General features: G+C 72.0%; 27 protein-coding genes and 1 riboswitch. Of the genes, 12 read left to right on the top strand and 15 right to left on the bottom strand.

What is annotated here, in order from left to right; translation table 11 throughout:
* The first annotated feature begins 19 nt into the window (after positions 1–19).
* Positions 20–1,399, top strand: a complete 1,380-nt coding sequence (locus tag AB0M43_RS25740) for a gluconate:H+ symporter (RefSeq protein ID WP_363728323.1) — start codon at positions 20–22, stop codon at positions 1,397–1,399.
* Positions 1,400–1,451: 52 nt separating this feature from the next.
* A complete protein-coding gene (locus tag AB0M43_RS25735; RefSeq protein ID WP_363728322.1) occupies positions 1,452–1,805 on the top strand; it encodes a hypothetical protein in 354 nt (117 codons plus the stop codon).
* Here AB0M43_RS25735 and AB0M43_RS25730 read toward each other — a convergent pair.
* The 6 genes from AB0M43_RS25730 to hutH all read right to left on the bottom strand — a co-directional run bounded on the left by AB0M43_RS25730 (position 1,796) and on the right by hutH (position 10,495).
* Positions 1,796–2,137, bottom strand: coding sequence for a hypothetical protein (locus AB0M43_RS25730; RefSeq protein ID WP_363728321.1), 342 nt, complete (start codon positions 2,135–2,137; stop codon positions 1,796–1,798). The two genes, AB0M43_RS25735 and AB0M43_RS25730, sit on opposite strands and share 10 nt — an antisense overlap.
* 126 nt (positions 2,138–2,263) lie before the next feature.
* Positions 2,264–4,708: a proprotein convertase P-domain-containing protein gene (locus AB0M43_RS25725; RefSeq protein WP_363728320.1), complete on the bottom strand. Its 2,445-nt coding sequence runs from the start codon at positions 4,706–4,708 to the stop codon at positions 2,264–2,266.
* Positions 4,709–4,804: 96 nt separating this feature from the next.
* Positions 4,805–5,932: an imidazolonepropionase gene (gene hutI / locus AB0M43_RS25720; protein ID WP_363728319.1), complete on the bottom strand. Its 1,128-nt coding sequence runs from the start codon at positions 5,930–5,932 to the stop codon at positions 4,805–4,807.
* Positions 5,923–7,206: a formimidoylglutamate deiminase gene (locus tag AB0M43_RS25715; RefSeq protein ID WP_363728565.1), complete on the bottom strand. Its 1,284-nt coding sequence runs from the start codon at positions 7,204–7,206 to the stop codon at positions 5,923–5,925. The genes hutI and AB0M43_RS25715 overlap by 10 nt, the downstream gene beginning before the upstream one ends.
* 65 nt (positions 7,207–7,271) lie before the next feature.
* Positions 7,272–8,966 carry a urocanate hydratase gene (hutU, locus tag AB0M43_RS25710; protein WP_363728318.1) on the bottom strand — a complete coding sequence of 565 codons (1,695 nt, stop codon included), beginning with the start codon at positions 8,964–8,966 and terminating at the stop codon, positions 7,272–7,274.
* Complete coding sequence (gene hutH, locus AB0M43_RS25705) at positions 8,963–10,495, bottom strand: histidine ammonia-lyase (RefSeq protein WP_363728317.1); 1,533 nt, start codon at positions 10,493–10,495, stop codon at positions 8,963–8,965. The genes hutU and hutH overlap by 4 nt, the downstream gene beginning before the upstream one ends.
* Positions 10,496–10,558: 63 nt before the next feature.
* Here hutH and AB0M43_RS25700 point away from each other — a divergent pair, with 63 nt between their 5' ends.
* Positions 10,559–11,374: an IclR family transcriptional regulator gene (locus tag AB0M43_RS25700; protein WP_363728316.1), complete on the top strand. Its 816-nt coding sequence runs from the start codon at positions 10,559–10,561 to the stop codon at positions 11,372–11,374.
* A 30-nt stretch (positions 11,375–11,404) separates the two neighbouring features.
* Here the strand turns inward: AB0M43_RS25700 and AB0M43_RS25695 are convergent, their stop codons facing one another.
* Complete coding sequence (locus AB0M43_RS25695) at positions 11,405–11,716, bottom strand: GNAT family N-acetyltransferase (RefSeq protein WP_363728315.1); 312 nt, start codon at positions 11,714–11,716, stop codon at positions 11,405–11,407.
* Positions 11,717–11,780: 64 nt separating this feature from the next.
* Positions 11,781–12,629 (bottom strand): MHYT domain-containing protein, encoded by an 849-nt coding sequence (locus AB0M43_RS25690; RefSeq protein WP_363728314.1) that lies wholly within the window; start codon positions 12,627–12,629, stop codon positions 11,781–11,783.
* A gap of 195 nt (positions 12,630–12,824) precedes the next feature.
* Here AB0M43_RS25690 and AB0M43_RS25685 point away from each other — a divergent pair, with 195 nt between their 5' ends.
* The 4 genes from AB0M43_RS25685 (at position 12,825) to gcvH (ending at position 15,634) form a co-directional block, all read left to right on the top strand.
* Positions 12,825–13,190 (top strand): thioredoxin domain-containing protein, encoded by a 366-nt coding sequence (locus tag AB0M43_RS25685; protein WP_363728313.1) that lies wholly within the window; start codon positions 12,825–12,827, stop codon positions 13,188–13,190.
* Between the two features lie 138 nt (positions 13,191–13,328).
* Complete coding sequence (locus tag AB0M43_RS25680; RefSeq protein WP_363728312.1) at positions 13,329–13,865, top strand: hypothetical protein; 537 nt, start codon at positions 13,329–13,331, stop codon at positions 13,863–13,865.
* A 126-nt stretch (positions 13,866–13,991) separates the two neighbouring features.
* A riboswitch (glycine riboswitch) is annotated at positions 13,992–14,081 on the top strand.
* 120 nt (positions 14,082–14,201) lie between these two features.
* Positions 14,202–15,281 carry a glycine cleavage system aminomethyltransferase GcvT gene (gene gcvT / locus AB0M43_RS25675; RefSeq protein WP_363728311.1) on the top strand — a complete coding sequence of 360 codons (1,080 nt, stop codon included), beginning with the start codon at positions 14,202–14,204 and terminating at the stop codon, positions 15,279–15,281.
* On the top strand, positions 15,278–15,634 hold the full coding sequence (gcvH, locus tag AB0M43_RS25670) for a glycine cleavage system protein GcvH (RefSeq protein ID WP_363728310.1): 357 nt from the start codon (positions 15,278–15,280) through the stop codon (positions 15,632–15,634). Before gcvT ends, gcvH begins: the two co-directional genes overlap by 4 nt.
* An 88-nt stretch (positions 15,635–15,722) precedes the next feature.
* Here gcvH and AB0M43_RS25665 read toward each other — a convergent pair whose 3' ends face one another.
* The 4 genes from AB0M43_RS25665 to AB0M43_RS25650 form a co-directional block, all read right to left on the bottom strand.
* A complete protein-coding gene (locus AB0M43_RS25665; protein ID WP_363728309.1) occupies positions 15,723–16,169 on the bottom strand; it encodes an SRPBCC family protein in 447 nt (148 codons plus the stop codon).
* A gap of 159 nt (positions 16,170–16,328) precedes the next feature.
* Positions 16,329–17,411, bottom strand: coding sequence for a hypothetical protein (locus AB0M43_RS25660; RefSeq protein WP_363728308.1), 1,083 nt, complete (start codon positions 17,409–17,411; stop codon positions 16,329–16,331).
* Positions 17,408–17,908 carry a SigE family RNA polymerase sigma factor gene (locus AB0M43_RS25655; protein ID WP_363728307.1) on the bottom strand — a complete coding sequence of 167 codons (501 nt, stop codon included), beginning with the start codon at positions 17,906–17,908 and terminating at the stop codon, positions 17,408–17,410. The genes AB0M43_RS25660 and AB0M43_RS25655 overlap by 4 nt, the downstream gene beginning before the upstream one ends.
* A 60-nt stretch (positions 17,909–17,968) precedes the next feature.
* Positions 17,969–18,889 carry a hypothetical protein gene (locus AB0M43_RS25650; RefSeq protein WP_363728306.1) on the bottom strand — a complete coding sequence of 307 codons (921 nt, stop codon included), beginning with the start codon at positions 18,887–18,889 and terminating at the stop codon, positions 17,969–17,971.
* Between the two features lie 237 nt (positions 18,890–19,126).
* Here AB0M43_RS25650 and AB0M43_RS25645 point away from each other — a divergent pair, with 237 nt between their 5' ends.
* The 4 genes from AB0M43_RS25645 (at position 19,127) to AB0M43_RS25630 (ending at position 21,378) form a co-directional block, all read left to right on the top strand.
* A complete protein-coding gene (locus AB0M43_RS25645) occupies positions 19,127–19,780 on the top strand; it encodes a papain-like cysteine protease family protein (protein WP_363728305.1) in 654 nt (217 codons plus the stop codon).
* 10 nt (positions 19,781–19,790) lie between these two features.
* Positions 19,791–20,543: a hypothetical protein gene (locus AB0M43_RS25640; protein WP_363728304.1), complete on the top strand. Its 753-nt coding sequence runs from the start codon at positions 19,791–19,793 to the stop codon at positions 20,541–20,543.
* A gap of 216 nt (positions 20,544–20,759) precedes the next feature.
* The gene (locus AB0M43_RS25635) at positions 20,760–21,146 is read left to right on the top strand and encodes an STAS domain-containing protein (RefSeq protein WP_363728303.1); all 387 of its coding nucleotides are present in this window, start codon (positions 20,760–20,762) and stop codon (positions 21,144–21,146) included.
* A 52-nt stretch (positions 21,147–21,198) separates the two neighbouring features.
* Positions 21,199–21,378: a hypothetical protein gene (locus AB0M43_RS25630; protein ID WP_363728302.1), complete on the top strand. Its 180-nt coding sequence runs from the start codon at positions 21,199–21,201 to the stop codon at positions 21,376–21,378.
* Here AB0M43_RS25630 and AB0M43_RS25625 read toward each other — a convergent pair.
* A complete protein-coding gene (locus tag AB0M43_RS25625; protein ID WP_363728301.1) occupies positions 21,359–22,411 on the bottom strand; it encodes an ABC transporter permease in 1,053 nt (350 codons plus the stop codon). The genes AB0M43_RS25630 and AB0M43_RS25625 overlap by 20 nt on opposite strands.
* Positions 22,408–23,310 carry an ABC transporter ATP-binding protein gene (locus tag AB0M43_RS25620; RefSeq protein ID WP_363728300.1) on the bottom strand — a complete coding sequence of 301 codons (903 nt, stop codon included), beginning with the start codon at positions 23,308–23,310 and terminating at the stop codon, positions 22,408–22,410. Before AB0M43_RS25620 ends, AB0M43_RS25625 begins: the two co-directional genes overlap by 4 nt.
* A gap of 18 nt (positions 23,311–23,328) precedes the next feature.
* Here AB0M43_RS25620 and AB0M43_RS25615 point away from each other — a divergent pair, with 18 nt between their 5' ends.
* On the top strand, positions 23,329–23,541 hold the full coding sequence (locus tag AB0M43_RS25615) for a hypothetical protein (protein WP_363728299.1): 213 nt from the start codon (positions 23,329–23,331) through the stop codon (positions 23,539–23,541).
* Positions 23,542–23,544: 3 nt separating this feature from the next.
* On the opposite strand, the gene AB0M43_RS25610 is transcribed toward AB0M43_RS25615, so the two are convergent.
* Positions 23,545–24,252, bottom strand: coding sequence for a VTT domain-containing protein (locus tag AB0M43_RS25610; RefSeq protein WP_363728298.1), 708 nt, complete (start codon positions 24,250–24,252; stop codon positions 23,545–23,547).
* Between the last annotated feature and the right edge of the window lie 30 nt (positions 24,253–24,282).

The following is a 24,282-nucleotide window of genomic DNA, read 5'->3' as shown; positions in this document are numbered from 1 at the left end:
CTCAGGCGAAGGAACACACATGATCCACTGGCTGCAGAAGGAGACCGGCGGGCTGCTCGTCCTCTGCGGGCTCGCCATCGCGGTGCTGCTCGTCCTCATCATCCGGGTGAAGCTCGAACCGTTCATCGCCCTGCTGATCTCCGGCCTGCTCCTCGGGCTCGCCGCCGGCCTGCCGGTCAGCAAGCTGGTCGGCACGGCCCTGAAGTCCGGAGACTCGATCCTGGAGACCGGGTTCGGCGGCATCCTCGGCCACATCGCCGTGATCATCGGGCTGGGCACGGTGCTCGGCGCGATCCTGGAGGCGTCCGGCGGGGCGGAGGTGCTCACCCGCAAGCTGCTGTCGACGTTCGGGGAACGCGGCGCGCCCGTCGCGATGGGCCTCGCGGGCCTGATCTTCGGCATCCCGGTGTTCTTCGACATCGGGATCTTCGTCCTCGCCCCGCTGGTCTACGTGGCGGCCCGGCGCGGCGGCCGCTCCCTGGTCCTCTACGCGCTCCCCCTGCTCGCCGGCCTGTCCATGACGCACGCGTTCCTGCCGCCGCACCCCGGCCCGGTCGCGATCGCCGGCCTGCTCGGGGTCGACATGGGCTGGATCATCGTGATGGGCCTGGCCTGCGGGCTGCCGGCGTTCGCGGTGGCGGGCATCCTGTGGCCGACCTGGATCGGCAAGCGGGTCATGGTGGAGGTGCCGGCGGACTTCGTGGCCGCCGAGCCCGACGAGGACCACCGGCCGGTGTCGCTGGGCCTGGTGGGCGCGATCATCGGGATCCCGCTGCTGCTCATCCTCGGGGCGACGTTCAGCAACGTGTGGGCCCCGAAGAGCGCGGTCACGCCCTACCTGACGTTCCTCGGCAACCCGTCGATCGCGCTGACCATCGCGGTCCTGCTCGCCTTCTGGCTGCTCGGCATCCGGCGGGGCATGACGGGTACGGAGCTGGCCGCGCTCACCGGCGCCTCCCTCAAGCCGATCGGCATGATCCTGCTCGTGGTCGGCGCGGGCGCGTTCTTCGGGAAGGTGATCTCCGCCACCGGGGTGGGCGCGGCGCTGGCCGGCACGCTCAAGTCGGCGGGCCTGCCGACCATCGTGCTGGCGTACCTGATCAGTTGCGGCCTGCGCCTGGCCCAGGGTTCGGCGACCGTCGCGATCGTGACGACCGGCGGCATCGTGGCCCCGCTGGTGGCCGCCGACGGGCTCAGCCAGCCCAGGATCGCCCTGGTGGCGTGCGCGATCGCCGCCGGTTCGATCATCGCCTCGCACGTCAACGACGGCGGCTTCTGGATCGTCTCGCGGTACTTCAACATGTCCGTCAAGGACACCCTGAAGACATGGACCGTGCTGGAGACGATCCTGTCCGTGGTCGGTTTCGCGATGGCCGGCCTGTTGAGCCTGGTGCTGTGAAACACCCCGAGGACCTTGTCCGAACAACAATCCGCCCGATACCGTCGCGCTCATGACCGACTTTGTGGAGATGGCTCGCCAGGGCGACCTCGAGGGTTTGGCCGTCCTGCCGGCCCCGCTCGCGTACCGCTGGCTCCAGGTCGCCCGCGACTTCGGCCACGTGGCCGCCGACCCGCTGATCGACGACCTGCTCGACGGCGGGCTCCAGGACGACGAGGCCGTGGTGGCCGGCGAGCACTTCACCCTCGGCGTGGACTACCTGCGCGGCGGCGGGCTGCCGGTGGACCTCGAACGCGCGGAGATGCACCTGGAGGCGGCCCGCGACCTGGGGCACCCGGCCGACGGGAGTGCCCGGGAGGGGCTGGCCCCGGCCGCGTTGGACGTCCTGGACCGCGTCTACGCCTGACCCCGGCCGGCGGGCCACAGTCCCCGCCGGACGAGGCGGTCAAGATGGTCGAGCATCGTCAGCTCGCTCCGGGCCAGCCGCTCCCGCTCGGCCGCCGGCAGCTCGGCGAGGAGGTCCGGGAGGTGTTCGTCCCGCGGGACGAACACCATGGCGCCGGCGTACTCGCGGCAGTTCGAGCACCACGTCAGGCCGACGCAGCGCTCGTAGGAGCTGTCGGCGGGTGGGTGGAGGCGGTACCTGTGGGAGTGGATCCCACCGGCGCAGGCGACGGCGTCCCCACCACGGGCCCCGTGGACGGCGCCGACCTTCGACCACACCCACCCGTGTCCCATGGCCATGATCTTCCCGGGTAACCCGCCCGGGCCGCCATCCCGAACCCACCAAGGTCGACACCGTGCGTCGGGTACGTGGGGCGCCCCGGGACCTCTGGGGAAGCAGGTCCCGGGGCGACACCGGGGCTAGAAGGTCACCGACCAGGTGGTCAGGGTGCCCGTGTCGGCGCTGGCCGTGTCCGCCACCCGGAGTTTCCACACCCCGTTGGCGACCTCGGCCGACGCGTTCACCGTGTACTGCTTGACCACGTTGTCCGCGCTGTCGTTGTTGGCGAAGTCCTCCAGGAGGTACACCGTGCCGTCCGGCGCGACCAGGGACAGGACCAGGTCACCCCGGTAGGTGTGCAGGATGTTCACGTCCACCTTGAGGGTCGCGGGCGCGTTGCCGGCCACCCCGCCCACCGTGATCGGGCTCTCGACCGTGGAGTTGTCCGCGATCGCGAAGTCGGCGTCGTTGGTGAACTTCCGCGGCCCGGTGGTCGGGGACGCCGACGGGGACGGGCTCGCCGAGGCCGTCGGGGTCGGCGTGACCCCGGTCTTGGCCGTCACGACCAGCGCGTAGTCCGCGTCGGTCGCCGGGGTCTCCGGGTGGCCGTCCACGTTGACCTCGTCCGCGAGTACCTCGATCGTCCAGGTTCCGGCCGCCGGGGTCTGGACCAGCACGTTCTCCGTGGTGTCGAGGGTGTTGGAGGACCCGCCCGAGGTGGACCAGTTGCCGGCCTTCAGGCCGTTGTTGCCCCAGTACACGGTGCCGTTGGGGGCCGTGACCTTCAGGGACAGGTCGTTGACCCGGGCGACCGACGCCGTCGGCGAGCCCTGCGGGTCCGTGTAGACCATGGTGGCGCGCAGCGGCTGCGTACCGTCCGTGGTGATCGTGTAGGTCTTCTTCTGGCCGACGCCGAGCAGGTCGGACTCGTTGACCAGGATCGGGAGCCGCCAGCCGTTGGCCTGCGCCTGGCTGTACAGGTTGCCGACGCTCGCCGTGCCCCAGCCCTGGTGCACCCGGGTCAGGTCGGCGGTCTCGCCGGTGAACGCGTAGGAGTTCGCCTGGTTGACCATCAGCGCCTTGGCCGTGGCGGCGTGCGGGCGGCTGTCGAACACGTCCCGGGCCTGGCCGGGCGCTCCGGAGAACACCCCGTCGGACCACATCTGGTACAGCAGGCCGAAGTTGCCGCAGGTGATCGGGGTCGCGCCGCTGGTACCCCCGAAGGAGCTCGTGTAGGAGGTGTTGCTGCTCGACGAGGTCGTGTAGATCGCGTCGTAGTAGTTGGACAGCTCGGGCTTGATCCGGCCGTCGGTGGCCGGCCCGATGCTCGCGCCGCCGCTCCACTTGTCGTCGGTCCGGCCGAGGGTGTCGTAGTGGTACTGGCCGCCGACGCTGACCACGTTCTTCGCCCACGCCTCGGGCCGGGAACTGCGGGTGCCGGCGTTGCTCTGCGACTGGCAGATCAGCAGGTCGTGGTCGAAGACGATGTCGTCCATGGCCGCCGAGACGGAGGTGTAGGACGTGGTCAGGGTGCCGCCCCAGCTGTTGCTCTGGAACACCGCCCGGTACGGGCCGGCCGGGTCGACGAGCTGCGCGGAGTGCGCGTACCGGTCGGTGACCTTGCTGTAGGCGGCGATGATGCCCTGGGCCTGGGGCAGCAGTCCCCGGGCCGCCGGGGTGACCCCGGAGGCGAAGATCTGGCCGTAGGTGGACGTGCCGTGGCTGGTGTCGGTGGTGTTCGCCCCGTGCAGCACCGGGGGCTTCGCGCCGAACTCCTGGTGGGTGGTCCGCAGCCCGCCGTCCATCACCTCGCCGCGCACCCCCTGGCCGGCGTACCCGCGCGCGGCCTCGATCGCGTTCGCGCCGCCGTCCTCGCGGGCCTTGTCCATGTCGGTGCCCGGGGCGCCGACCGGGTCGAGGGCGAGCACCGCGCCGAGGCCGGCGAGGGACGCCACCTGGGCGGGGGTCAGGGTCGCCTCGATGAGCCGCTGGCTCGCGGACACGGCCTCCAGGGTCGCGCCGAGCGCCCGGATCCGGTCCACGACGTCGCTCTGGTCCTGGGTGTCGCGCTCGACCAGGGTGATCGCGTACCGGCCGGCGGTCGGGGCCGGGTCGTACTTGTCGGCCGCCTCGTAGCCGCCGACCCAGCGCACGTACGGCAGGGACTCGACCTTGGCGCGGGTGGCCGGGTCCATCCGGACCACGTACGCGAAGTCGGGGACGAACGCGCCGAGCCGCGCGCCGAGCCGGGCCAGCTCGCGGCGCTGGCTGTCCAGGGGCGCGCCGGAGAACTGCACGAGGTACGCGCCGCCGTCGACCCGCCGGCCGAGCGTCATGCCCTGGGCCTTGGGGTCGAAGGTGCGGTTGCGCAGCTTGATCCGGCTGGCCTGGGGCCGCGACCGGCTCCAGGTCCGGCCGTTGTCCAGGCTGACCTGGTAGGTGCCGTCGGCGCCGAGCTTGACGCGTTCGGAACTGCCGGCCACCGACAGCGTGTGGCCGGGGTCCGCGCCCTCGGCGCTGACGGCGGTGAGGGCCAGGACCGCGACGAGCGTGGTCAGGCCTACGAGTAGGGGGGTAGGTCGCATGGTGCCTCCTCCACAGGGGACCGTCCGGTGGAGAGGGGACCGACCGAACGGTGGAAGCAGGCTACCGAACCCGTGATATCGATGCATAGAAATGTGTCACACTACCCGCGCCCCGGCCCGCCACACGGCGTGGGTTAACGGCATCCCCGGCCGGTAGGCCAGCCAGGTCGCGCTCGGGGCCGCCAGGACGTGCACGTCCGCCCGGGCGCCGACCTTCAGCACGCCCACGTCGTCGCGGCGCAGGGCGAGGGCTCCGCCCAGGGTCGCCGCCCGCACCGCCTCGGCCACGGTCATCCGCATCTGGAGCACGGCCGTGGTCACACAGAACGCCATCGACGACGTGTACGAGGACCCCGGGTTGCAGTTGCTCGCCAGCGCCACCGTCGCCCCCGCGTCGAGCAGCCCCCGCGCGTCGGGCAGCGGCTGGCGGGTGGACAGGTCGCACGCCGGCAGCAGGGTCGCCACGGTGTCGCACCCGGCGAGCATGGCGATGTCGTCCCTGGTCAGGTAGGTGCAGTGGTCGACGCTGGCGGCCGTCATCTCGCAGGCCAGCCGCACCCCGGGGCCGGGGCCGAGCTGGTTGCCGTGCACCCGCAGGCCGAGGCCCTTGGCGGCGGCGGCCTCCAGGACGTACCGGGACTGGTCGTAGTCGAACGCGCCCCGCTCGCAGAACACGTCGGCCCAGCGCACGTACGGCGCGACCGCGTCGAGCATCTCCCCCGCGACGAGTTTCACGTAGTCGTCGGCGGTGCTGCCGGCCGGCACCAGGTGCGCGCCGAGGAAGGTGCCCTCGTCGACGGCCGAGGCGGCGATCACCCGGGCCGAACGCACCTCGTCGGGGACGTTGAGCCCGTAGCCGGTCTTCGTCTCCAGGCAGGTCGTGCCCCCGGCGACGGCCTCGGCGACGTGCCGGGCCAGGTTCGCGGCGAGCTCCTCGTCGGAGGCCGCCCGGGTCGCGTTCGTGGTCACGGAGATGCCGCCGGCCGCGTACGGCTGACCGGCCATCCGGGCCGTGAACTCCGCGGTCCGGTCGCCGGCGAACACCAGGTGGCTGTGGCTGTCCACCCAGCCGGGGAGGACGGCGCGGCCCTCGGCGTCGAAGACCTCGTCGGCGGCGGGCGCGCCGTATCCGATCCAGGAGATCCGGTCGCCCTCGATGACCAGGGCGTCGCCCTCGGCGTCGAACAGTTCGCCGACGTTCTTGATGAGCAGGCTCAAGCCCATGCCTCCGCGATCGCGTCCCGCAACAGGATCCCTACGTTACCGAGGGACACGTGCTCCCCGTCGCGGGCGACCGTCGACCCGCCGACGACGACCCGGGAGATGTCGGCGGCGGACGCGGCGAGCAGCAGTTGGGCCGGGGCCGCGCCGGCCGTGCGGACCGTGTCGGTGCGGATCGTGACCAGGTCCGCCGCCGCGCCGGGGCTGATCGTGCCGGTGCCCTCCCATCCGAGGCTGGCGTGGTTCGTCAGGGCCGTGACCAGCTCGGAGCCGGTGAACCGGCCGCGCTGCCCGGTCCGGAGCCGGTCGTGGTGCTCCAGCCGGCGGGCCTCTTCGAGGGGGTCGATCAGCGCGTGCTGGTCGCTGCCCAGGGACAGCGGGCTGCCGGCGTCGGCGAGTTCGCGGGCCGGGCCGATGCCGTCCGCCAGGTCCGCCTCGGTCGTCGGGCAGAAGCACGCGGTGGTACGCGTCGCGCCCAGCAGGCCGATGTCCTCCGGCGTGAGGTGGGTGGCGTGCACGGCGCTGGTCCGGGGCCCGAGGACGCCCGCCCCGTGCAGCAACGCGGTGGGGGTCACGCCATAGGCGGCGAGGCACTGGTCGTTCTCGGCCGGCTGCTCGGAGAGGTGCACGTGCAGCGGGCCGCCGTTGTCCACTGCGGACAGCTGGTCGCGCGGCACGGCGCGGACGGAGTGGATCGCCGCGCCGACCACGGTGTTCGGGTCCGGCGTCAGCCCGCGCACCCGGTCCTGCCAGGCCGCCGCGTCGCCGTCGGAGAACCGCAGCTGCGTCTCGTTGGGGGCGACGCCGATCCCGCCGGCCAGGTAGCAGGTGTCCAGCAGGGTGAGGCGGATCCCGGCGTCGCGGGCGGCCCGGATCAGGGCCTGGCCCATCGCGTTCGGGTCGGCGTAGGGGCGGCCGCCGGGGCCGTGGTGCAGGTAGTGGAACTCGCCGACGGAGGTGACGCCGGCCAGGGCCATCTCCGCGTACGTCGCCGTCGCGAGCCGGAGGTAGGTGTCCGGGGTGAGGCGGTCGGCGAGGGCGTACATGCCCTCGCGCCAGCTCCAGAAGGAGTCACCCCTGGTGCGGCCCCGCAGCGCGCGGTGGAAGGCGTGGGAGTGGGCGTTGGCGAAGCCGGGCAGGGTGAGGCCGGGCAGGCGTTCGCCCTGCGGGGGCTGGTCGACCATCACGGAGGCGATCCGGCCGTCGTCGACCACGATCAGCACCCCGTCGGCGGGCCCGTCGGGCAGCCAGGCGTGCTCACACCAGAAGACCTGCAACGCCACTCCTCAGCATTCTCGACGCGAAGGGGAGGCAGCCCGATGGCCGCCTCCCCGCACGATCCCTACTGTCCCAGTGCCGGCCCGGGCACGACGCCCGACTCGCGCATCGGGATCCGGACGCCCATCTCGGCCGCCACCTCTTCGGCGATCGAGTACCCGGCGTCCACGTGCCGGATCACGCCCATCCCCGGGTCGTTGGTCAGCACCCGCTCGATCTTCTGCGCGGCCAGCTCCGTGCCGTCGGCGACGCACACCTGGCCGGCGTGGATGGACCGGCCGATGCCGACCCCGCCGCCGTGGTGCAGCGACACCCAGGACGCGCCGCTCGCGGTGTTCAGGAGCGCGTTGAGGATCGGCCAGTCCGCGATCGCGTCGGACCCGTCGGCCATCGACTCGGTCTCCCGCTGCGGGGACGCCACCGAGCCGCAGTCCAGGTGGTCGCGGCCGATCACGATCGGGGCCTTGAGCTCGCCGGACGCGACCATCTCGTTGAACTTGAGGCCCGCGAGGTGCCGCTCGCCGTAGCCGAGCCAGCAGATCCGGGCCGGCAGGCCCTGGAAGGCGACCTTCTCGCCGGCCAGCTTGATCCACCGGGCGAGGGACTCGTTCTCGGGGAAGAGTTCGAGGATCGCCTTGTCGGTGGCCGCGATGTCGGCCGGGTCGCCGGAGAGCGCCGCCCAGCGGAAGGGGCCCTTGCCCTCGCAGAACAGCGGCCGGATGTACGCCGGTACGAAGCCGGGGAAGTCGAACGCGCGCTCGTACCCGCCGAGTTTGGCCTCGCCGCGCAGCGCGTTGCCGTAGTCGAACACCTCGGCGCCGGCGTCCTGGAAACCGACCATGGCCTCGACGTGCTTGGCCATGGAGGCGCGCGCCCGGTCGGTGTACTCCGCCGGCTTCTTCGCCGCGTAGTCCGGCCCGTCCTCCAGGGAAACATCCTCGGGCAGGTAGGACAGCGGGTCGTGCGCGCTCGTCTGGTCGGTGACGATGTCGATGGGTACCCCGCGACGGAGCAGCTCGGGGAAGACGGTCGCGCAGTTGCCGACGATGCCGATGGACAACGGCGTCCGCGCCTCCTTGGCCGCCAGGGCCTGGGCGATCGCGTCGTCGAGGTCGTCGGCGACCGTGTCCAGGTAGCGGGTCTCGACCCGGCGGCGCAGGCGCGCGGCGTCGACGTCCACGACCAGGCAGACGCCGTTGTTCATCGTGACCGCGAGGGGCTGGGCGCCGCCCATGCCGCCGCAGCCGCCGGTCAGGGTCAGGGTGCCGGCGAGGGTGCCGCCGAACCGCTTGTGCGCGACGGCCGCGAAGGTCTCGTAGGTGCCCTGGAGGATGCCCTGGGTGCCGATGTAGATCCACGAGCCGGCGGTCATCTGGCCGTACATGGTCAGGCCGAGCTGCTCCAGGCGGCGGAACTCCGGCCAGTTGGCCCAGTCGCCGACCAGGTTGGAGTTGGCGATCAGGACCCGCGGCGCCCACTCGTGGGTGCGGAACACGCCGACCGGCCGGCCCGACTGGACCAGCAGGGTCTCGTCGGCCTCCAGGGTCGCCAGCGCGCGGGCGATGGCCTCGAAGCTGGCCCAGTCCCGGGCGGCCTTGCCGGTGCCGCCGTAGACCACCAGGTCGTCGGGGCGCTCGGCCACGTCCGGGTCGAGATTGTTCAGCAGCATCCGCAGCGCGGCCTCGGTCTGCCAGTTCTTCGTGTGCAGCGTGGTGCCGTGCGGCGAGCGCACGGTGCGGGGGCCGACGGGGGTGGTCATGCGATCTCCTTCTGGACGACGGCGAGCAGGGTGCCGCTGAGGATCAGTTCTTCGGCCGCCGCGATCTCCGGAGCCAGGTGCCGGTCAGGACCGGGACCCTCGACGAGTACCCGCAGCGCGGCCACAGCGGCGGCCGTCGCGGGGGCGGGCAGCAACGGTTTGCGCAGGTCCAGGGCACGGGCGGCGGTGAGCAGCTCGACGGCGAGCACCTTGCGCAGGCCGTCGACGGACCGGCGCAGCTTGCGGGCCGCGCTCCAGCCCATGGACACGTGGTCCTCCTGCATGGCGCTCGACGGGATCGAGTCCACGGACGCCGGGTTGGCCAGCCGCTTGAGTTCGCTGACGATCGCCGCCTGGGTGTACTGGGCGATCATGTGCCCCGAGTCCACCCCCGGGTCGTCGGCGAGGAACGCGGGCAGCCCGTGCGAGCGGTGCACGTCGAGCATCCGGTCCGTCCGGCGCTCGCTGATGCTGGCGACGTCCGCGATCGGGATGGCCAGGAAGTCCAGCGCGTACGCGACCGGCGCGCCGTGGAAGTTGCCGTTGGACTCCACCCGGCCGTCGTCGAGGACCACCGGGTTGTCGACGGCGCTGGCCAGCTCGCGGCCGGCCACGATGCCGCAGTAGTCGGCGGTGTCGCGGGCCGCGCCGTGCACCTGGGGGGTGCAGCGCAGCGAGTACGCGTCCTGGACCCGGTTGCAGTCCGGGCCCCGGTGGCTGGCCACGATGGGCGAGTCGCGGAGGATCCGGGTCAGCCGGGCGGCGGAGACCTGCTGGCCCGGGTGCGGGCGCAGCGCGTGCAGGTCGGGGGCGAACACTCGGTCGGTGGCCAGCAGCGCCTCGATGGTCATCGCGGCGGTGATGTCGGCGACGTCGAGCAGGTCGCGCAGGTCCTCCAGGGCCAGCACCAGCATGCCGAGCATGCCGTCGGTGCCGTTGATGAGGGCCAGGCCCTCCTTCTCGCGCAGCTCGACGGGGGTGATGCCGGCCTTGGCCATCGCCTCGGCGGCCGGCTGGAGCACGCCGTCGACCCGGACCTCGCCCTCGCCCATCAGCGCCAGCGCGCACGCCGACAGCGGGGCGAGGTCGCCGGAACAGCCGAGCGAGCCGTACTCGTGCACGACCGGGGTGATCCGCGCGTTGAGCAGCGCGGCCATGGTCGACGCCGTGTCGGGGCGCACGCCGGTGTGCCCGGTGGCGAGGGTGTGCAGCCGCAGCAGCATCAGCGCGCGGACCACCTCCTCCTCGACCTCGGGCCCGGCGCCGGCCGCGTGCGACCGGACCAGGGACTTCTGGAGCTGGGCGCGCAGTTCGGGCGCGATGTGCCGGGTGGCGAGCGCGCCGAAGCCGGTGGAGACCCCGTAGGAGGGGGTCTCGGCCTCGGCGAGCGCCTCGATGGCGACCCGGGCGCGGGCGAGCGCCTCCAGGGCTTCGGGGGTCAACTCGACGGCCGCACCGTGCCGGGCGACCGCGACGACCTCGCGGGGGGTGAGAGGGGCTGGGCCGACGAGTACCTTCATGCCCCTCATCCCATCCTCTTTTCCCCGACCCCGGTGCGCTTCCGGGTGAATGGTGTCTGGTATCCCAGACGTATGACGGATGTCCCCGCCCTGCGCAACGGGCTCGCGCTGCTGCGGCACCTCGCCGCCCGGCCCGGCCCGCAGTCGGCCGCCACGCTGGCCCGGGAGCTGGGTCTCCCCCGGTCGACGACCTACCACCTGCTCGCCGAACTGGCCGCCGCCGGCTTCGTCACCCACCTCCCGGAGGAGCGCCGGTACGGCCTGGGCGTGGCCGCGTTCGAACTGGGCTCGGCGTACCTGCGGCACGAGCCCCTCGAACGCCTGGCCCGGCCGCTGCTCCAGGCGCTGGTCGACTCGACCGGCCGGACGGCGCACCTGGGCGTCCTGCACGGCCCCGAGACGCTCTACCTGCTCAAGGAACAGCCGCGCAGGCCGCAGACCCTGGTCACCGACATCGGGGTCCGGCTGCCGGCCCAGCTGACCGCCGCCGGCCGGGCGCTGCTCGGGCACCTGCCCGCGCCCCAGGTCCGGGCGCTGTTCCCCCGGGCGTCGGCGTTCGTGGACCGGACCGGGCGGGGGCCGCGCACCCTGGCCGCGCTGCGCCGGCTGCTGGCCGCCGAGCGGGAGTGGAGCGTGGAGGACGGGCACGTCACGCCCGGGTTCGCGTCGGTGGCGGCGGCGAGCTTCGACCACGGGGGCCGGCCGGTGGCGGCGATCAGCGTGACCTTCCGGCACCAGTGCGAGGCCGAGGGGCGCGGGGCCAGGCCGGCCGCCGGGCCGGGCGAGTGCGGGGAGCGGTGGCCGGACCTGGCGGCCGAGGTCTGCCACGCGGCGGCCCAGCTCACCACCCGGATCGGGGGCCGACTGCCGGTCCCCGAGGGCGGCTAGGACCCGGCGCCCGAAGCCTGGACCCCCTGGTCAGGCCTGGGGCAGGCCGAACTTCTCGCGCTGGTCCACCGGTACCAGATCGAGGTATTCCCGGTTCTGGTCGATGAACTTGCACACGAACGGGCAGAACGGCAGCACGGAGAGCCTGCGGCTCCGGGCTTCGTCGAGCGCGTGGCCGATCAGCTGGCCGGCCAGCCCCCGGCGGGCGAACGCCGGGAACACCTCGGTGTGGGTGAAGGAGATCACCGACCCGCGCAGGGTGTAGTCCGCGAAGCCGGCCAGCTCCCCGTCCACGGTGATCTCGTAGCGCGACTGGGTGGGCTCGTCCCTGATCTCGATCATGTCCACCAGACTACGAGCGCGGCGCGCGCGACCTTGGGCGCGGAGCCCCCGGATGTGGGCCGCGCTACGAGTGCGACGAGGCCCGGTGGTTGAAGGACGACCGGGCCACCCGGCGGGGCAGCAGCGCCGTCCCCCGTTCCGGGGCGGTGTCGACCATCGGGGACAGCCCCGCGACGATGTCGTCCTCGTCCTCGGCGGGCGGGGACAGCACGCTGAAGATCAGCATGACCAGCGCGCAGCTGATCAGCAGGGTGATCGGCGCGACGAACAGGAACGGGCTGACCCCCTCGATCGGGCTGTCCATCCGGTGCAGGTGCACCCGCACCCCGAACATCGCCGTGTAGTGCATGCCCACGACGGCCACGCCCATGATCAGGGCCGCGAGGACGACCGGGCCCCAGCCCCGGACGTTGACCGTGAACCACAGCGCCACCGAGGAGGCGATGACCGCGATCAGCACCGAGGCGACGAAGTACGTCCGGTCGTAGGAGATGGTGCCGCCCATCCGCATCGCGGCCATCCCGGTGTAGTGCATCGCGGCCACCCCGAGGCCGGTGAAGATCCCGCCGAGCAGGATCCGGACCAGCCCCGCGCCGCCGTGTCCGACGATGAACAGTCCGATCCCGACCGCGAGGATCGCGATCAGCGCGCTGGCGGTGGTGAGCGCCACGTCGTACCGGACGATGGAGCCGGGGACGTCGAAGCCGAGCATCGCGATGAAGTGCATGGGCCAGATTCCGGTACCGCCGATGGAGACGGCCCCCAGGACCAGCCATTTCTCCCGGTGTGCCCCGTTGAGCGCGGCGCGGGCCCGGGCTGTGCACACCAGTCCGATCGCGCAGCCGAAAGCCGCGATCACGTACGAGATCACCGGATTCACCCAGCCATATGCGAACTGATGCAACTCAGCCATGTCGCCCTCCACGGGAACCATGCGCCGCCCGACGACGACAGGGATCATTCAGCCATCCCGAGGTGAATCAGGGTCGCACAGGCTGTGTGCTCTCAACGAATTTGTCTCTTGATCAACGGACATGTCGGATGGGGAACAGCCACGTCCCCGCCAGCGTTTTCCCAGTGACGCCCCGTGTCGACCCAAGGAGAGAAAGTGGCGACGATCACAGTCACCAAGGACAACTTCAACGAGCTGGTCTCGCAGCACGACTTCCTCGTGCTGGACTTCTGGGCCGCCTGGTGCGGGCCGTGCGTCCGGTTCGCGCCGACGTTCGAGGCGGCTTCGGGATCCGAGGCCAACGACGGCATCGTGTTCGGCAAGATCGACACGGAGGCCGAGCAGGAGCTGGCCGCGTCGTTCCAGATCCAGTCGATCCCGACCCTGATGATCATCCGCGACAAGGCGATCGTGCACTCCGAGCCGGGTGCGCTGAGCCCGTCGCAGTTCGACCTGCTGCTGCAGAAGGCGCGGGAGCTGGACATGGACAAGCTGCGCGCCCAGGCGGAGGAGTCCGCCTGATCCGCCCGCGCACGGTGGGCCCCCGCGACTGTCGCGGGGGCCCACAACCCTTTGTCGGGGTACTTTCCCGGGGGTGGCGCCTTCCGGTGCGGGTTGACCCCCACGCCGCCCCCGGCTCGACCGGTTAGGGTGCGACGCATGGACGAGCACGACCAGGAAGCGACGGAGATCGTGCGGTTTCCCGGCTTCACGGCGCCGGTCCGCCCCCGGTCCTTCATGGCGCGGGTGATCCGGGAGGCCGCGCGCCAGTCCTGGCGCGAACACGAGCAGGGCTACAGCGACGAACCCTGGACCCTCGGCCGACTGGGTGACCTCCTGTGGTGGCACTCCCCCGGCTCCCACGAGGGTATTCGGGAGCTGGTGTCCGGAACCTTCGCCTCGGCGGCCCACTCCCACAACCTCCCCGCGACGCTCACGGGCCTCGACCTCGCGTACCTCGTGTACTACTGCGGCGTGCTCAAGCCGCTCCTCTCGTCCTGGCCCGACAGCCGGGAGGAGCTCACCGCCGAACTGGACTTCATCCGGGTCGCCCTCGCGTATGACGGCCCGGACCAGGACACCATTCACTATGAGATCCGCCAGAACGTCCTCTACTACCTCGACGCCCCGGAGGACGTGGAGAAGATCCGACTGGACAACCCGGACATCGCGGAGTTGATCGCCCCGTCGGGCTGACCCCGGCCCGAGAGCACGGCCCCGACCGGTACACGGTCGGGGCCATCACCGCGTCCCGCCATCTGGCCCCCGTCTTGACCTGCGCAGCCGCTCCCGCCTACTCTCACGGCACAACTGCACACGCCATCGATCCCGGCGGGAGAGCTGACCTTCGAGGTCACGCCGAAGGAGCAAGACTCCCCGCACACTCTCAGGCCCACGTACCGCCCGGGTTAGGCAACTCTGGAAAGCAGCCGCGAGGCTCACCCACGGTGCAAGCCGCCCACCACGGCGGTGAAGCTCTCAGGTTCCGATGACAGAGGGGGAGGCCCACCCACTCCACCCTGGGAGCCTCCTGTGCGCACCGCGCTGTACGAGCACCATCTCGCCCTGGGCGCGACCCTGACCGACTACGCGGGCTGGCGCATGCCCCTGCGGTACGGCAGCGAGAGCGCCGAGCACCTCGCCGTGCGCAGCGCCGCCGGACTCTTCGACCTCGGTCACATGGGCCAGTTCGAGGTCATCGGGCCCGAGTCCGCCGCCGCGCTCGACTACGCGCTCGTCGGCCGGCTGTCGGAGCTGGACGTCGGCCAGGCCCGGTACACGCTGCTGTGCCAGTCCGACGGGGGCATCCTCGACGACCTGATCTGCTACCGGCTCGCCGAGGACCGCTACCTGGTGGTGGCCAACGCGGGCAGCACGAACGTGGTGGCCGACGCGCTGTCGGTGCGGCTCGCCGGGTTCCGGGCCGACCTCGTCCGGCTCGACCGGTCCCTGATCGCGATCCAGGGGCCGAGCGCCGCCGGGATCCTGGCCCTGATCTGCGACGCGCACCTCGGCGGCCTGCCGTACTACGCGATCACCCCCGGCTCGATCAACGGGATCCCGCTGTGGGTGGCCCGGACCGGGTACACCGGCGAGGACGGCTTCGAGCTGTACGTGCCCGCCGAGCACGCGTCCGCCGTGTGGTGGGCGCTGACCACGACCGGGGAGCCGCACGGGCTGCGGTCGGCGGGGCTGGCCTGCCGGGACACGCTCCGCCTGGAGGCCGGCATGCCGCTGTACGGCCACGAGCTCAACCCCGACACCACGCCCTACGACGCCGGGCTCGGCCGGGTGGTCCGCCTCGACAAGCCCGACGACTTCGTGGGCCGGGCCGCGCTCACCGCCGCCGCCGAGGCACCCCGTACCCGTCGGCTGGTGGGTCTGGTCTCCGCCGGCCGCCGGGTCCTGCGCGCCGGCCAGCCCGTCGTGGACCTGCGCACCGGCGAGCGGCTGGGCACCGTCACCTCCGGGGCCACGTCCCCCGTCCTGCGCCGTCCCATCGCGATGGCCTACGTGTCGACCGTCAACGCGCCGCTGGCCGTGGACGTGCGAGGCAGCCTCGAACCCGTCGAGCTGTCTGCCCTACCGTTCTACCGAAGGAGCACGTCGTGAGCCTGTCCTACACCGCCGAGCACGAGTGGATCACCGGCGAGGAGCCGGCGACCGTCGGCATCACCGCGTACGCGGCGGAGGCCCTCGGCGACATCGTCTACGTGGAACTCCCCGAGCCGGGTACCGAGCTGAAGGCCGGCGAGACCTGCGGCGAGCTGGAGTCCACCAAGTCCGTCAGCGAGCTGTACGCCCCGGTCACCGGCACCGTCGTGGCCCGCAACGAGGCCGTCGTGGCCGACCCGTCCCTGATCAACTCGGACCCGCAGGGCGCGGGCTGGCTGTTCTCCGTGGCGGTCACCGAGGCGGGCGAGCTGCTCACCGAGGAGGCGTACCAGGCGCTCATCACGGCCTGATCCACGCCCACGGCCGGCACGCGGTCCGGGCCGGCGTCCGGTCCGGTCGGCATCCGGTCAGGGTCGGCGGCCCCGGGGCCGGCGGGGTCTACCAGGAGCTGGTCTCCACATGCCGGGCCAGGCGGCGCAACCCCCACCGCAGGGACGCCGCCGCGCCCGGCCTGACCAGCGGCCATCCGAGCTGCCCGGCCCTCCCGCCGGGCAGCTCGAGCCATTCCCGCCACTCCAGGTCCGTGGCCCCGTCCGCGCGCCGCACGCACCGGAACTCCCCCGGCCCGCGCACGACCTTCCCCACGTGCAGAACCCTGATCGAGTACGGCGGTTTCAGCTCCTCGACCCGCATCACGTCCACGAACCGGGCCGGCCCCAGCCCGGTGACCGCCTCGACGATGCTGCCCACCCCGCCGTCGCCCTCGGTGACCCGGACCGTGGTCAGCGGGATCCACGTGCCCTGGGACTCCCAGTCGACCAGGGCCGCGTACACCCGCTCCGGGGTGGCTCTGATCGTCGTCCTGGCCGTGACCTGCGCTGTCATCTCCCCAGCCTATGCCCCTCGGCCCGGGTCCGGCGGGGACGACAGCGTCCGGCCACCACCGACCGCCGGCCCGTCCGCCCGCTGCGGGCCGCAGGCCTGGCGGATCGCCACCGTCCGCGGGCCCATCCGGCCGTTACCGACCGCTGGCCCGTCCGCCCGCTACGGCCACCGCAGCCCCGTCAGGACCAGTTCCGCCTCCGCGCGGCCGTAGGAGCCGGTGACGATGACCGAGACCCCGTGCCCGTCCCAGTCGGGCACCCGGAGCGCGTGGTAGCGCACCCCCTTCGTGCCCTCGTCCCAGAACGCCGGTTGTCCCGCGACGGTCGTGTTCGGAGTCTCGCCCGGGTTGGGGCCGAACTTCGGCCCGCCCCCGTGCACCTCGAAGGTGGCGCCGGCCGGGCCGTGGTAGACCCGTCGGTCGTTGTACAGCTCCCCCGTCTCCAGGACGGTCGAGTCGCACCGGTACAGCGTCGCCCCCGGCGGGACGGCGGTCACCCGCATCGTGTTGAGGCACTGCCCGACCCGGTCGTAGCGCAGTTTCCCCGCGACGGCGAGCAGCGTCGCCTCCGGTGCGCCGTTGACGCCCTCGACCACCATCGGGACGCCCGGCATCGCCTCCCAGCTCACCGACGTGTAGGCCTGGATGTAGCCGCCCTCGTCCCCGCGTTCGTAGAGCTTGCCCGGCTTGCCGGCGACCACGACGTCCCGGACGAAGGTCATCTTGTCCAGTTTGTCGGCGGACCAGGGGCCGGCGTACACGTGCACGCCGACCGTGCCGCCGATGGACAGGTACTCGTTGCCCGGGAAGCTCGCCCACCGCGTCGTGACCGTCGACTCGCCGGAGGACCTCGCCACCGGCAGCCCGAGTGGCAGCGGGTCCATCGCGAGGTGCACCAGGGCCGGGTCGCTGCCGAGCACCGCCGGGCTCTCCGCCAGGGTCCGCTGTCCGGTGACCGGCGGCAGGTTGGGCACGGCCAGCGCGGTCGGGGACGGGCTCACGGACGGGGAAGGGGTGACGGGGACGGCGATCGGGACGGTCGGCGCGGGCCGGGCCGGCCACAGCGCGACCGGGACGGCCACCGCGACGCCCAGGACGGCCACGGCCGCCAGGGCGATCCCCGCGTGCCGGCGTCGCCGCACGGACCTGCCCCGGGCGGTCGACCGGGCCAGCAGGGCCGCCGTGTCCACGTCGCCCCCGGCGTGCGCCGCCAGGGTCTCGGCCAGCCTCTCCTCGATCTTCACAGCTGTCCTCCCGTACTGGGCGCCAACTCCGGCGCGTGGAGCTCGCGGAGTCGGGCCAGTGCCCGCATCGCGTGGGTGCGGACCGTGCCGGGCGACACGTCGAGGATCTCCGCGATGGCGGCGTCGTCGAGGTCCTCGTAGAAGCGCAGCACCAGCACGGCGCGCTGCCGCTGGGGCAACGTGAGCACCATGCGCCACAACGCGTCCCGTTCGACCACTCCGGACTCGGCCCCGGCCACGGTCGCCGAGGCGGCCGGCTCGGACACGGCCAGTTCCCGGTTGCGGCCCAGCCGCCACCAGGACCGGTTCTGGTTGACGAGCATCTGGCGCACGTACAGATCGGGCCGCTCGGTACCCGCGATCCTCCGCCACCGCGCGTACGCCTTGGCCAGCACCTCCTGCACCAGGTCCTCGGCCCGGTGCGGGTCCCCGCACAGCAGCCTGGCCAGCCGGACCAGCCCCGGTCCCCTGGCCGTCACGTACTCCTCGAACGTCACCCCGCAGATCCTCCCCGCTCGGTCGTCAGAGAGGAGAACGCCGCGACCCCGCCGATCTGTCTACTCCCAGTCCCACCGGATTCCGACGATCCCCGGCGGCACCTCCGTGGCGATCAGGTGGATCGTCCGGTGTCCGGTCACGGTGAGCTCGGTGCGCTCGATGTCCGGTCCGTTGAGGTACCGCTGGTTGTACCGGTAGCACCGCACCGGCATCACCTCGGGCGCGAACCGGACCTGCACGGTGAGCTGCCCGGTGGGGAACCTGACCCCGCGGTGGTAGTCGCGGCACTCGACCCCGCCGGCGTCGCGGTACTCGTACTCCAGGATGTGGGTCTCGTCGATCCGCAGGGTCCGGTCGAACAGCAGTTCGGCGACGACGATGCCGGAGGCCGCGTCGCGGCGGGTCCGGCCGAGCCGGCAGTTCGCGAGGGGGACGACCTCGATCAGGTAGGGGTCGCAGCCCTCGTCCCCCTGGAAGATCGTGACATACCGGTCGACCTCCTGGTGTGCCTTCACGACGTGCAGACATCGTCGGCGCAGCCCGGACCGGTCGGCCCCGATGTCGATGTCCTCGAACAGGCTGACCGTGTGCAGCCTGCCGTCGGCCGGGCTGTCGAGTTCGGCGAGCATCCGGTCGAGGGCGGACACGGGCGAGATCAGCTCCGCGTACCGGCGGGCGCCCGGCGGCAGGCCCACCCCCCGGCCCCGGGGGCGCGGCGGACCGAGGAGCACGGTCAGCGCGGCCGGCGGCAGGCCGAGGATCTCCTCCAGCGCCGTGACGGCCCGCAGCGAGTCCTGCCGTTCGGGTCGCCGGCGGCCCTGCTGCCAGTAGCTCAGGGTGGCGACGCCCACGTGCAGGCCCTGTTCGGCCAGCCGGAACTGGATCCTCTGCAACGCGAGGCCCCGGGCCTCGATGGCGGCGCGCAGCGCGAGGTGGAAGGGACCACTCCGCAGCACCGCCGTCAGATCATCACGCCCCATGTGCGCCTCCCCAGCGTCAGGGGTGAGTCGTTCGACAGTTGGCTCCGCCGGACGGCCGAGGGGGTGACCGTCCGTACGTCGCTATCTGTGAATGTTCACAGCCCTGTCACCTGAAAGCCACCCCTGAGCGTGCCCAATTCACTGAGTTCCCGCTGGTTGACGCTGGGCTGTTGTCTCGGGGGCCCGGCGGGGAGATCGTGTGCGAACGGCACTTCTCCTACCCCTCAAGGAGCGGATATGAATTCCCTGACCCGCGGTCCCACACAGTGGGCACGTGCGGCGGCACTGTCGGTGGCACTCCTGGCGGCGGTGGCTGTTCCCTCAGCGGCCTCCGCTGCCTCGTCCTCCGGCAGCACGGCGGCCCCGGCCGCCGCGGCCGGCCAGTCCACCTCCGTGGTGGGCGCGGCCCTGGCCTCCAAGCGCCTGAACATCACGATGCAGGCCCAGCAGTACTCGAACTGGTGCTGGTCGGCGTCCGGCAACACGGTGGCCGCGTTCTACGGCTACAACTACAGCCAGAACCAGTTCTGCAACCTGGCGTTCAACCGGTCGATGAACTCGAGCTGCCCGAACAACCAGGCGACCCTCGGCAACGACCAGACCGCGTTCAGCAAGATCGGGATCCGGCCCGGCCGGTACGTGACGGGCTACCTGAACTACAGCACCGTGCAGACCGAGATCAACGCCAACCGTCCGATCATGACGCGGATCGAGTGGCAGTCCGGCGGTGGCCACATGATGGACATCTACGGCTACGACACGGCCAGCAGCTGGGTCTACTGGGGCAACCCGTGGGGTTCGAGCACCCGCTACAACTGGGGCACCCACAGCTACTACGTCAACAACAACTCGTTCTTCTGGACCCACTCCCTCTACCAGATCGGCCTGTGAGGTGAACACCATGAACATGCCCAGACTGGTACTGGTGGGAGCAGGCGCCACCCTGGCCCTCCTGATCGCGAGCCCCGCCTCGGCGGCGCCCGGCGTGGCGGCCCCCTCGGCGGCGGACCTCGCGGCGGCCCGGCAGGCCACCTCCGCGAACCTGTCGGAGGTCGGTCGGTTCTTCGCCGCGAACGGCAAGAGCCCGCAGGGCGTCGCTCCGGCGGACCTGGCCGCGCGGGCCACGGCGGCCGCGCCCCGCGTCGTCGGTGACGCCGTGGCGATCTACTCGCTGAACCCGGCGTTCGTGAAGTCCGGGTCGGCGGCCGTGGCGGTCACCGACATGATCGCGACGAAGGCGGTGGCCAGCGACGGCCGGTCCGCCTCGGTGTGGACGGCGAAGCAGAGTGGCGCGTGGACGGTGGTGAACATCGCCGAGGGCAGCGAGGAGGTCGACTACGCCCTGGCGGGCGCCGGCGGCACCGTGTTCAAGGAGCCCCAGATCAACGCGTGGTACGTGCTCCGTGGCGACCGGGTCACCCCGCTCAACGCCGACGCGCGCACCTCGGTCGGCGAGGGCGTGAGCCTGGCCGCGTACCAGAAGCTCGTGAACTCGCGCTACGCCGACAAGCTGCCGGGCTCCGCCTATGACAAGGCGGGCAAGGCCGGCGGTTACGGCGAGTCTGCCGGGGACGGTTCCCCGACGTGGCCGTGGCTCGTGGCGCTGGCCGCGCTCGGACTGGTCGTGTTCGCCCCCCGCCTGCGCAGGCAGTAGAAAAGAAGGTTCCCGCCCGGACGACGGTATGTTCCCGCCGTCCGGGCAGGACCTATTTTTATGGAAAGTGCGTAATATACGATTCCCGACTGGTATATCCGCGCCCTGACTGGCATGATCGTGGCTGTCGGAGCGGTAACGGGCGCGTTTGCCCATACCGAGGCTACGCTGGTGTGGCTGAACAAAGACACACCCTCAACGCCCGGGGAGCACGGGATGACGTTTGCGGTCGACGTTGCTGACCTCGGCGGTCGGCAGATTGTGGTCACCGTCTCCGGTGAGATCGACTACGCGACGGCCCCTGACCTGCGCGCCGCCATCTCCGAGGCCATCGACCAACTGGGTCCCACCCGGATCCGGGTCGACCTCGCCCGGGTGACCCTGCTGGACTCCACGGGCATCGGCATCCTCGTCGTGGCGTACCGGATCAGTCGCCAGATGGGCATCGATTTCTCGGTGTACAACCAGAACGCGCTCGTCGACCGGGTGCTCACGGCCGTCGGCGTCCGCGACCTGCTCTGCCCGCCGGCGCCCCCGGCCACCCAGCTGGTGCCCCGTTCCCGGTCCACACTCGCCGACCGGGCGGAAGATTCAGCCGTCTAGCCATCGAAAACTGACCTCTTTACTGAGGCGCCAACTTCCGTACACTCAAGCCATGTCAGTCGGCGGGGGCACCAGCAGCGTCGATGGCGGCGCCGTTCCCCTGGAGCTGGCCCGCCACTATCGACAGTTGGCGGACGACCTGCTCGCGCAGGGCCGGTCCACCGAGGCGGCCGACACGCTGCGTGCCGGCCTCCTGGCGGTCGAGGAGCGGATCAGACGTCGTCCCACCTGAACAGCCGGGTCGCCACCGCCGTGAGCACCACGGCGAAGCCGAGCAGGATGCCCATCGGGGTCAGCACGCTCGCGATCGACCCGTCCCGGACCAGCGCGTCCTGTAGGCCGGTGACCAGGTGCCGCATGGGTAGCAGGTTCGACACGCTCTTCAGCCAGCCCGGCGCGTTGTCCAGCGGGAAGAACGCCCCGGACAGGAACGCCATCGGCATGACGATCAGCTGCACGATCGCGTTCGCCGACTCGGCCGTTTTCGCCACGGCGCCCGCGACCAGCCCGATCGACATGAACGCCAGCGTGCCGCACAGCACCATCGGGACCGCCAGCCACCAGTTGTGGGCGAGCTTCAGCCCGAAGTAGGGCAGCGAGGCGACGCCGATGAAGACGGCCAACTGGGCCAGGGCGACCAGGGCGCTCACCGAGACCCGGGCCCCGACGATGGTGGCCGTGCGCACCGGGGCCAGCCGGAGCCGGCGGAGGATCTTCTTCTGCCGCCACTCCACCAGGGTCAGCCCGGCGCTGAACGTCGCGCCGATCGAGATGGCCCAGGACAGCAGCCCCGGCGTGAAGTACTGGATCGCCTTGAGGGACCTGTCCTCCACCTGTTCGGTGGCGAGGGTGAACCGCTGCGGGGCGCCGTCGCGGTTCGCGGCGTCCACCACGGACTGGAGCACGCCGCGCACGACCCCGGCCCGGACCTGGTCGGCCGCCGAGTAGTGCACGACGAGCCGGTCGCCGTCGGCCTCGATGGCCGCCGCGTAGTCGCCCTGCCGGACGGCTTCGAGGGCCTTCGCCCGGTCGGACTGCCGCGAGATCTCCAGGACCTCGTCGAAGGCCCCGGCCGGCGCGTTGTCCAGGATCGACACCTGGCCGATCTCGATCACCCGGGACTTCGACACCCCGGCGTCCTTGAAGATCCCGCCGAAGACGACGAGGAACATCAGCGGGAAGAGCAGGGTGAAGAACATGGCGGTGCGGTCGCGCACGAACGCGCGGACCATGGCGCCGGAGAGCGCCGCGAAACTGCCCTTCATGCCCGGTACTCCCGTCCGGTGAGGTTGAGGAACACGTCCTCCAGGGTGGCGCCGCGCGCCTGCAACCCGCGCAGGGCGTCGCGCTCTGCCAGCGCCACCAGCACGCCCGCCGGCTGCCGGGTCTCCAGGGTGAGGGTCACGCCGTCGTCGGCGACCCGGTCCACGTCGGGCAGCTGGCCGGCGGCGGCCTCGGTGAGCAGCCCCGACTCGATGGTGATCCGGGTCGGGCTGTCCAGGTCGCTGATCAGCGCGGCCGGTGGCCCCAGTTCCAGGATCCTCCCGTGGTCCATGACCGCGACCCGGTCGCAGAGGATCTCGGCCTCGTCCATGTAGTGCGTGGTGAGCACGACGGTGCGGCCCTGGGCGTTGATGGCGCGCAGCAGGTCCCACAGGTTGCGGCGGGCCTGCGGGTCCAGCGCCGCCGTGGGTTCGTCGAGGAACACCAGATCGGGGTCGTGCACGAGGGCGCACGCGATCGACAGCCGCTGCATCTGGCCGCCGGACAGCTTCTCGGTGCGCACGTCGGCCTTCTCGGCGAGCCCGACGGTCTCCAGCATCGCGTCGGCCTTCTTTCCGCCGACGCCGTAGAGGGCCGCGAAGGTGCGGATCTGCTCGCGGGTGGTCTGCCGGTCGAAGAAGGCGGTGGCCTGGAGCTGGACCCCGATCCGGGGCAGCAGCCTCGGGTTGCGCGGCCACGGGGACTCGCCGAACACCTTCACCGTGCCGGAGTCGGCGGCCCGCAACCCCTCGATGATCTCCAGGGTGGTGGTCTTGCCCGCCCCGTTGGGGCCGAGGATGCCGAAGAACTCGCCCTCCTCGACGGCGAACGAGACGCCATCGACGGCCTTGACGTCCTTGTAGCGCTTGGCGATCTCGTGGACCTCGATGGTCTGGGCCATGGAATTACTCTAGAGCGCATGGTCAACATCGAGTACGTGGATCGGCCGCAGCTGTATCCGACGCTGGTCGCGACGAACCCCGTCATCATCCTGGGCGACGGCTCCGCCACCAGCGACTATCCGACGCACCGGGTGGTGTCCGTCAAGGTGCGCGACCTGAGCGCCGTCGACCTCGTGGAGCTGCTGGAGGCGTTGTCGATCACGGGCGGGGTGGAGCTGCGGCGGGGGTGACGCTCAGCTGGCGGCGGGGGTCCGCTCCGCTCCGGCGTCCGTGAGCGCCGGCACGCCGAGGCGGGTCCGGGCCCAGCCTGCGGCCCAGGTGCCGCCGAGCATCAGCAGGCCCAGCGCGCCGGCCCCGACGGCCAGCGCGGTGGGGCTGGCGGTGAGGGCGGCGGCGCCCACGGCCGCGTACCCGAAGCTGGTCGGGGTGGCGCCCAGCGCGCTGCCGGCGAGGAAGTCGCGGAACCGGGTACCGGTGGTGCCGAACGCGTAGCTCATCAGCCCGTACGGGGCCAGGGGCACCAGGCGGACGGCGAGCACCCCGAACACGCCGCGCCGGCCGAGCCAGGCGTCGAGGCGGGCGAGCCGGCCACCCGCGCGGGACGCCGTGCGGGCGGCCACGAAGTCGCGGCCGAGCAGCCGGCCGGCCGCGAAGCCGACGCTCGCGCCGAGCAGGGCGCCGACGAGGACGTAGAGGCCGCCGGGCAGGGCGCCGAACAGGAGGCCGCCGACGAAGGCCAGCACGGTGCGGGGCACCATCGCGAGGGTGAGGACCATGGATCCGAGGACGGCGACGAGCGGGGCGGCCCGGCCGCTGCCGGCGATGAACGCGTCGATCGCGGCGACGTCCGGCGGGCCGTACAGTGCGACGAGCCCGCCCAGCACGGCCAGTCCTGCCAGAAGGAGGACAAACCGGGCCGCCGGGCGGCGTAACAGCTGCATGGACCCACGGTAGCCGGCGACCCGGAGCAC

This window comes from Longispora sp. NPDC051575, assembly GCF_040681875.1.
Classification (GTDB): Bacteria; Actinomycetota; Actinomycetes; order Mycobacteriales; family Micromonosporaceae; genus Longispora.
Note: the sequence above shows the minus strand (reverse complement) of the source record. Positions and strands in the feature narration are given on the sequence as shown.

Bases quoted from the DNA above. Each gene is read 5' to 3' on its own strand.
- AB0M43_RS25620 (WP_363728300.1), bottom strand. From the start codon at position 23,310: ATGGCCCAGACCATCGAGGTCCACGAGATCGCCAAGCGCTACAAGGAC.
- AB0M43_RS25730 (WP_363728321.1), bottom strand. From the start codon at position 2,137: ATGGGACACGGGTGGGTGTGGTCGAAGGTCGGCGCCGTCCACGGGGCC.
- hutI (WP_363728319.1), bottom strand. From the start codon at position 5,932: ATGGGCTTGAGCCTGCTCATCAAGAACGTCGGCGAACTGTTCGACGCC.
- AB0M43_RS25665 (WP_363728309.1), bottom strand. From the start codon at position 16,169: ATGACAGCGCAGGTCACGGCCAGGACGACGATCAGAGCCACCCCGGAG.
- AB0M43_RS25610 (WP_363728298.1), bottom strand. From the start codon at position 24,252: ATGCAGCTGTTACGCCGCCCGGCGGCCCGGTTTGTCCTCCTTCTGGCA.
- AB0M43_RS25615 (WP_363728299.1), top strand. From the start codon at position 23,329: ATGGTCAACATCGAGTACGTGGATCGGCCGCAGCTGTATCCGACGCTG.
- AB0M43_RS25695 (WP_363728315.1), bottom strand. From the start codon at position 11,716: ATGATCGAGATCAGGGACGAGCCCACCCAGTCGCGCTACGAGATCACC.
- AB0M43_RS25645 (WP_363728305.1), top strand. From the start codon at position 19,127: ATGAATTCCCTGACCCGCGGTCCCACACAGTGGGCACGTGCGGCGGCA.
- AB0M43_RS25725 (WP_363728320.1), bottom strand. From the start codon at position 4,708: ATGCGACCTACCCCCCTACTCGTAGGCCTGACCACGCTCGTCGCGGTC.
- AB0M43_RS25650 (WP_363728306.1), bottom strand. From the start codon at position 18,889: ATGGGGCGTGATGATCTGACGGCGGTGCTGCGGAGTGGTCCCTTCCAC.
- AB0M43_RS25740 (WP_363728323.1), top strand. From the start codon at position 20: ATGATCCACTGGCTGCAGAAGGAGACCGGCGGGCTGCTCGTCCTCTGC.
- AB0M43_RS25625 (WP_363728301.1), bottom strand. From the start codon at position 22,411: ATGAAGGGCAGTTTCGCGGCGCTCTCCGGCGCCATGGTCCGCGCGTTC.
- AB0M43_RS25635 (WP_363728303.1), top strand. From the start codon at position 20,760: ATGACGTTTGCGGTCGACGTTGCTGACCTCGGCGGTCGGCAGATTGTG.
- AB0M43_RS25700 (WP_363728316.1), top strand. From the start codon at position 10,559: ATGACGGATGTCCCCGCCCTGCGCAACGGGCTCGCGCTGCTGCGGCAC.
- AB0M43_RS25690 (WP_363728314.1), bottom strand. From the start codon at position 12,629: ATGGCTGAGTTGCATCAGTTCGCATATGGCTGGGTGAATCCGGTGATC.
- AB0M43_RS25630 (WP_363728302.1), top strand. From the start codon at position 21,199: ATGTCAGTCGGCGGGGGCACCAGCAGCGTCGATGGCGGCGCCGTTCCC.
- AB0M43_RS25680 (WP_363728312.1), top strand. From the start codon at position 13,329: ATGGACGAGCACGACCAGGAAGCGACGGAGATCGTGCGGTTTCCCGGC.
- hutU (WP_363728318.1), bottom strand. From the start codon at position 8,966: ATGACCACCCCCGTCGGCCCCCGCACCGTGCGCTCGCCGCACGGCACC.
- hutH (WP_363728317.1), bottom strand. From the start codon at position 10,495: ATGAGGGGCATGAAGGTACTCGTCGGCCCAGCCCCTCTCACCCCCCGC.
- AB0M43_RS25640 (WP_363728304.1), top strand. From the start codon at position 19,791: ATGAACATGCCCAGACTGGTACTGGTGGGAGCAGGCGCCACCCTGGCC.
- AB0M43_RS25735 (WP_363728322.1), top strand. From the start codon at position 1,452: ATGACCGACTTTGTGGAGATGGCTCGCCAGGGCGACCTCGAGGGTTTG.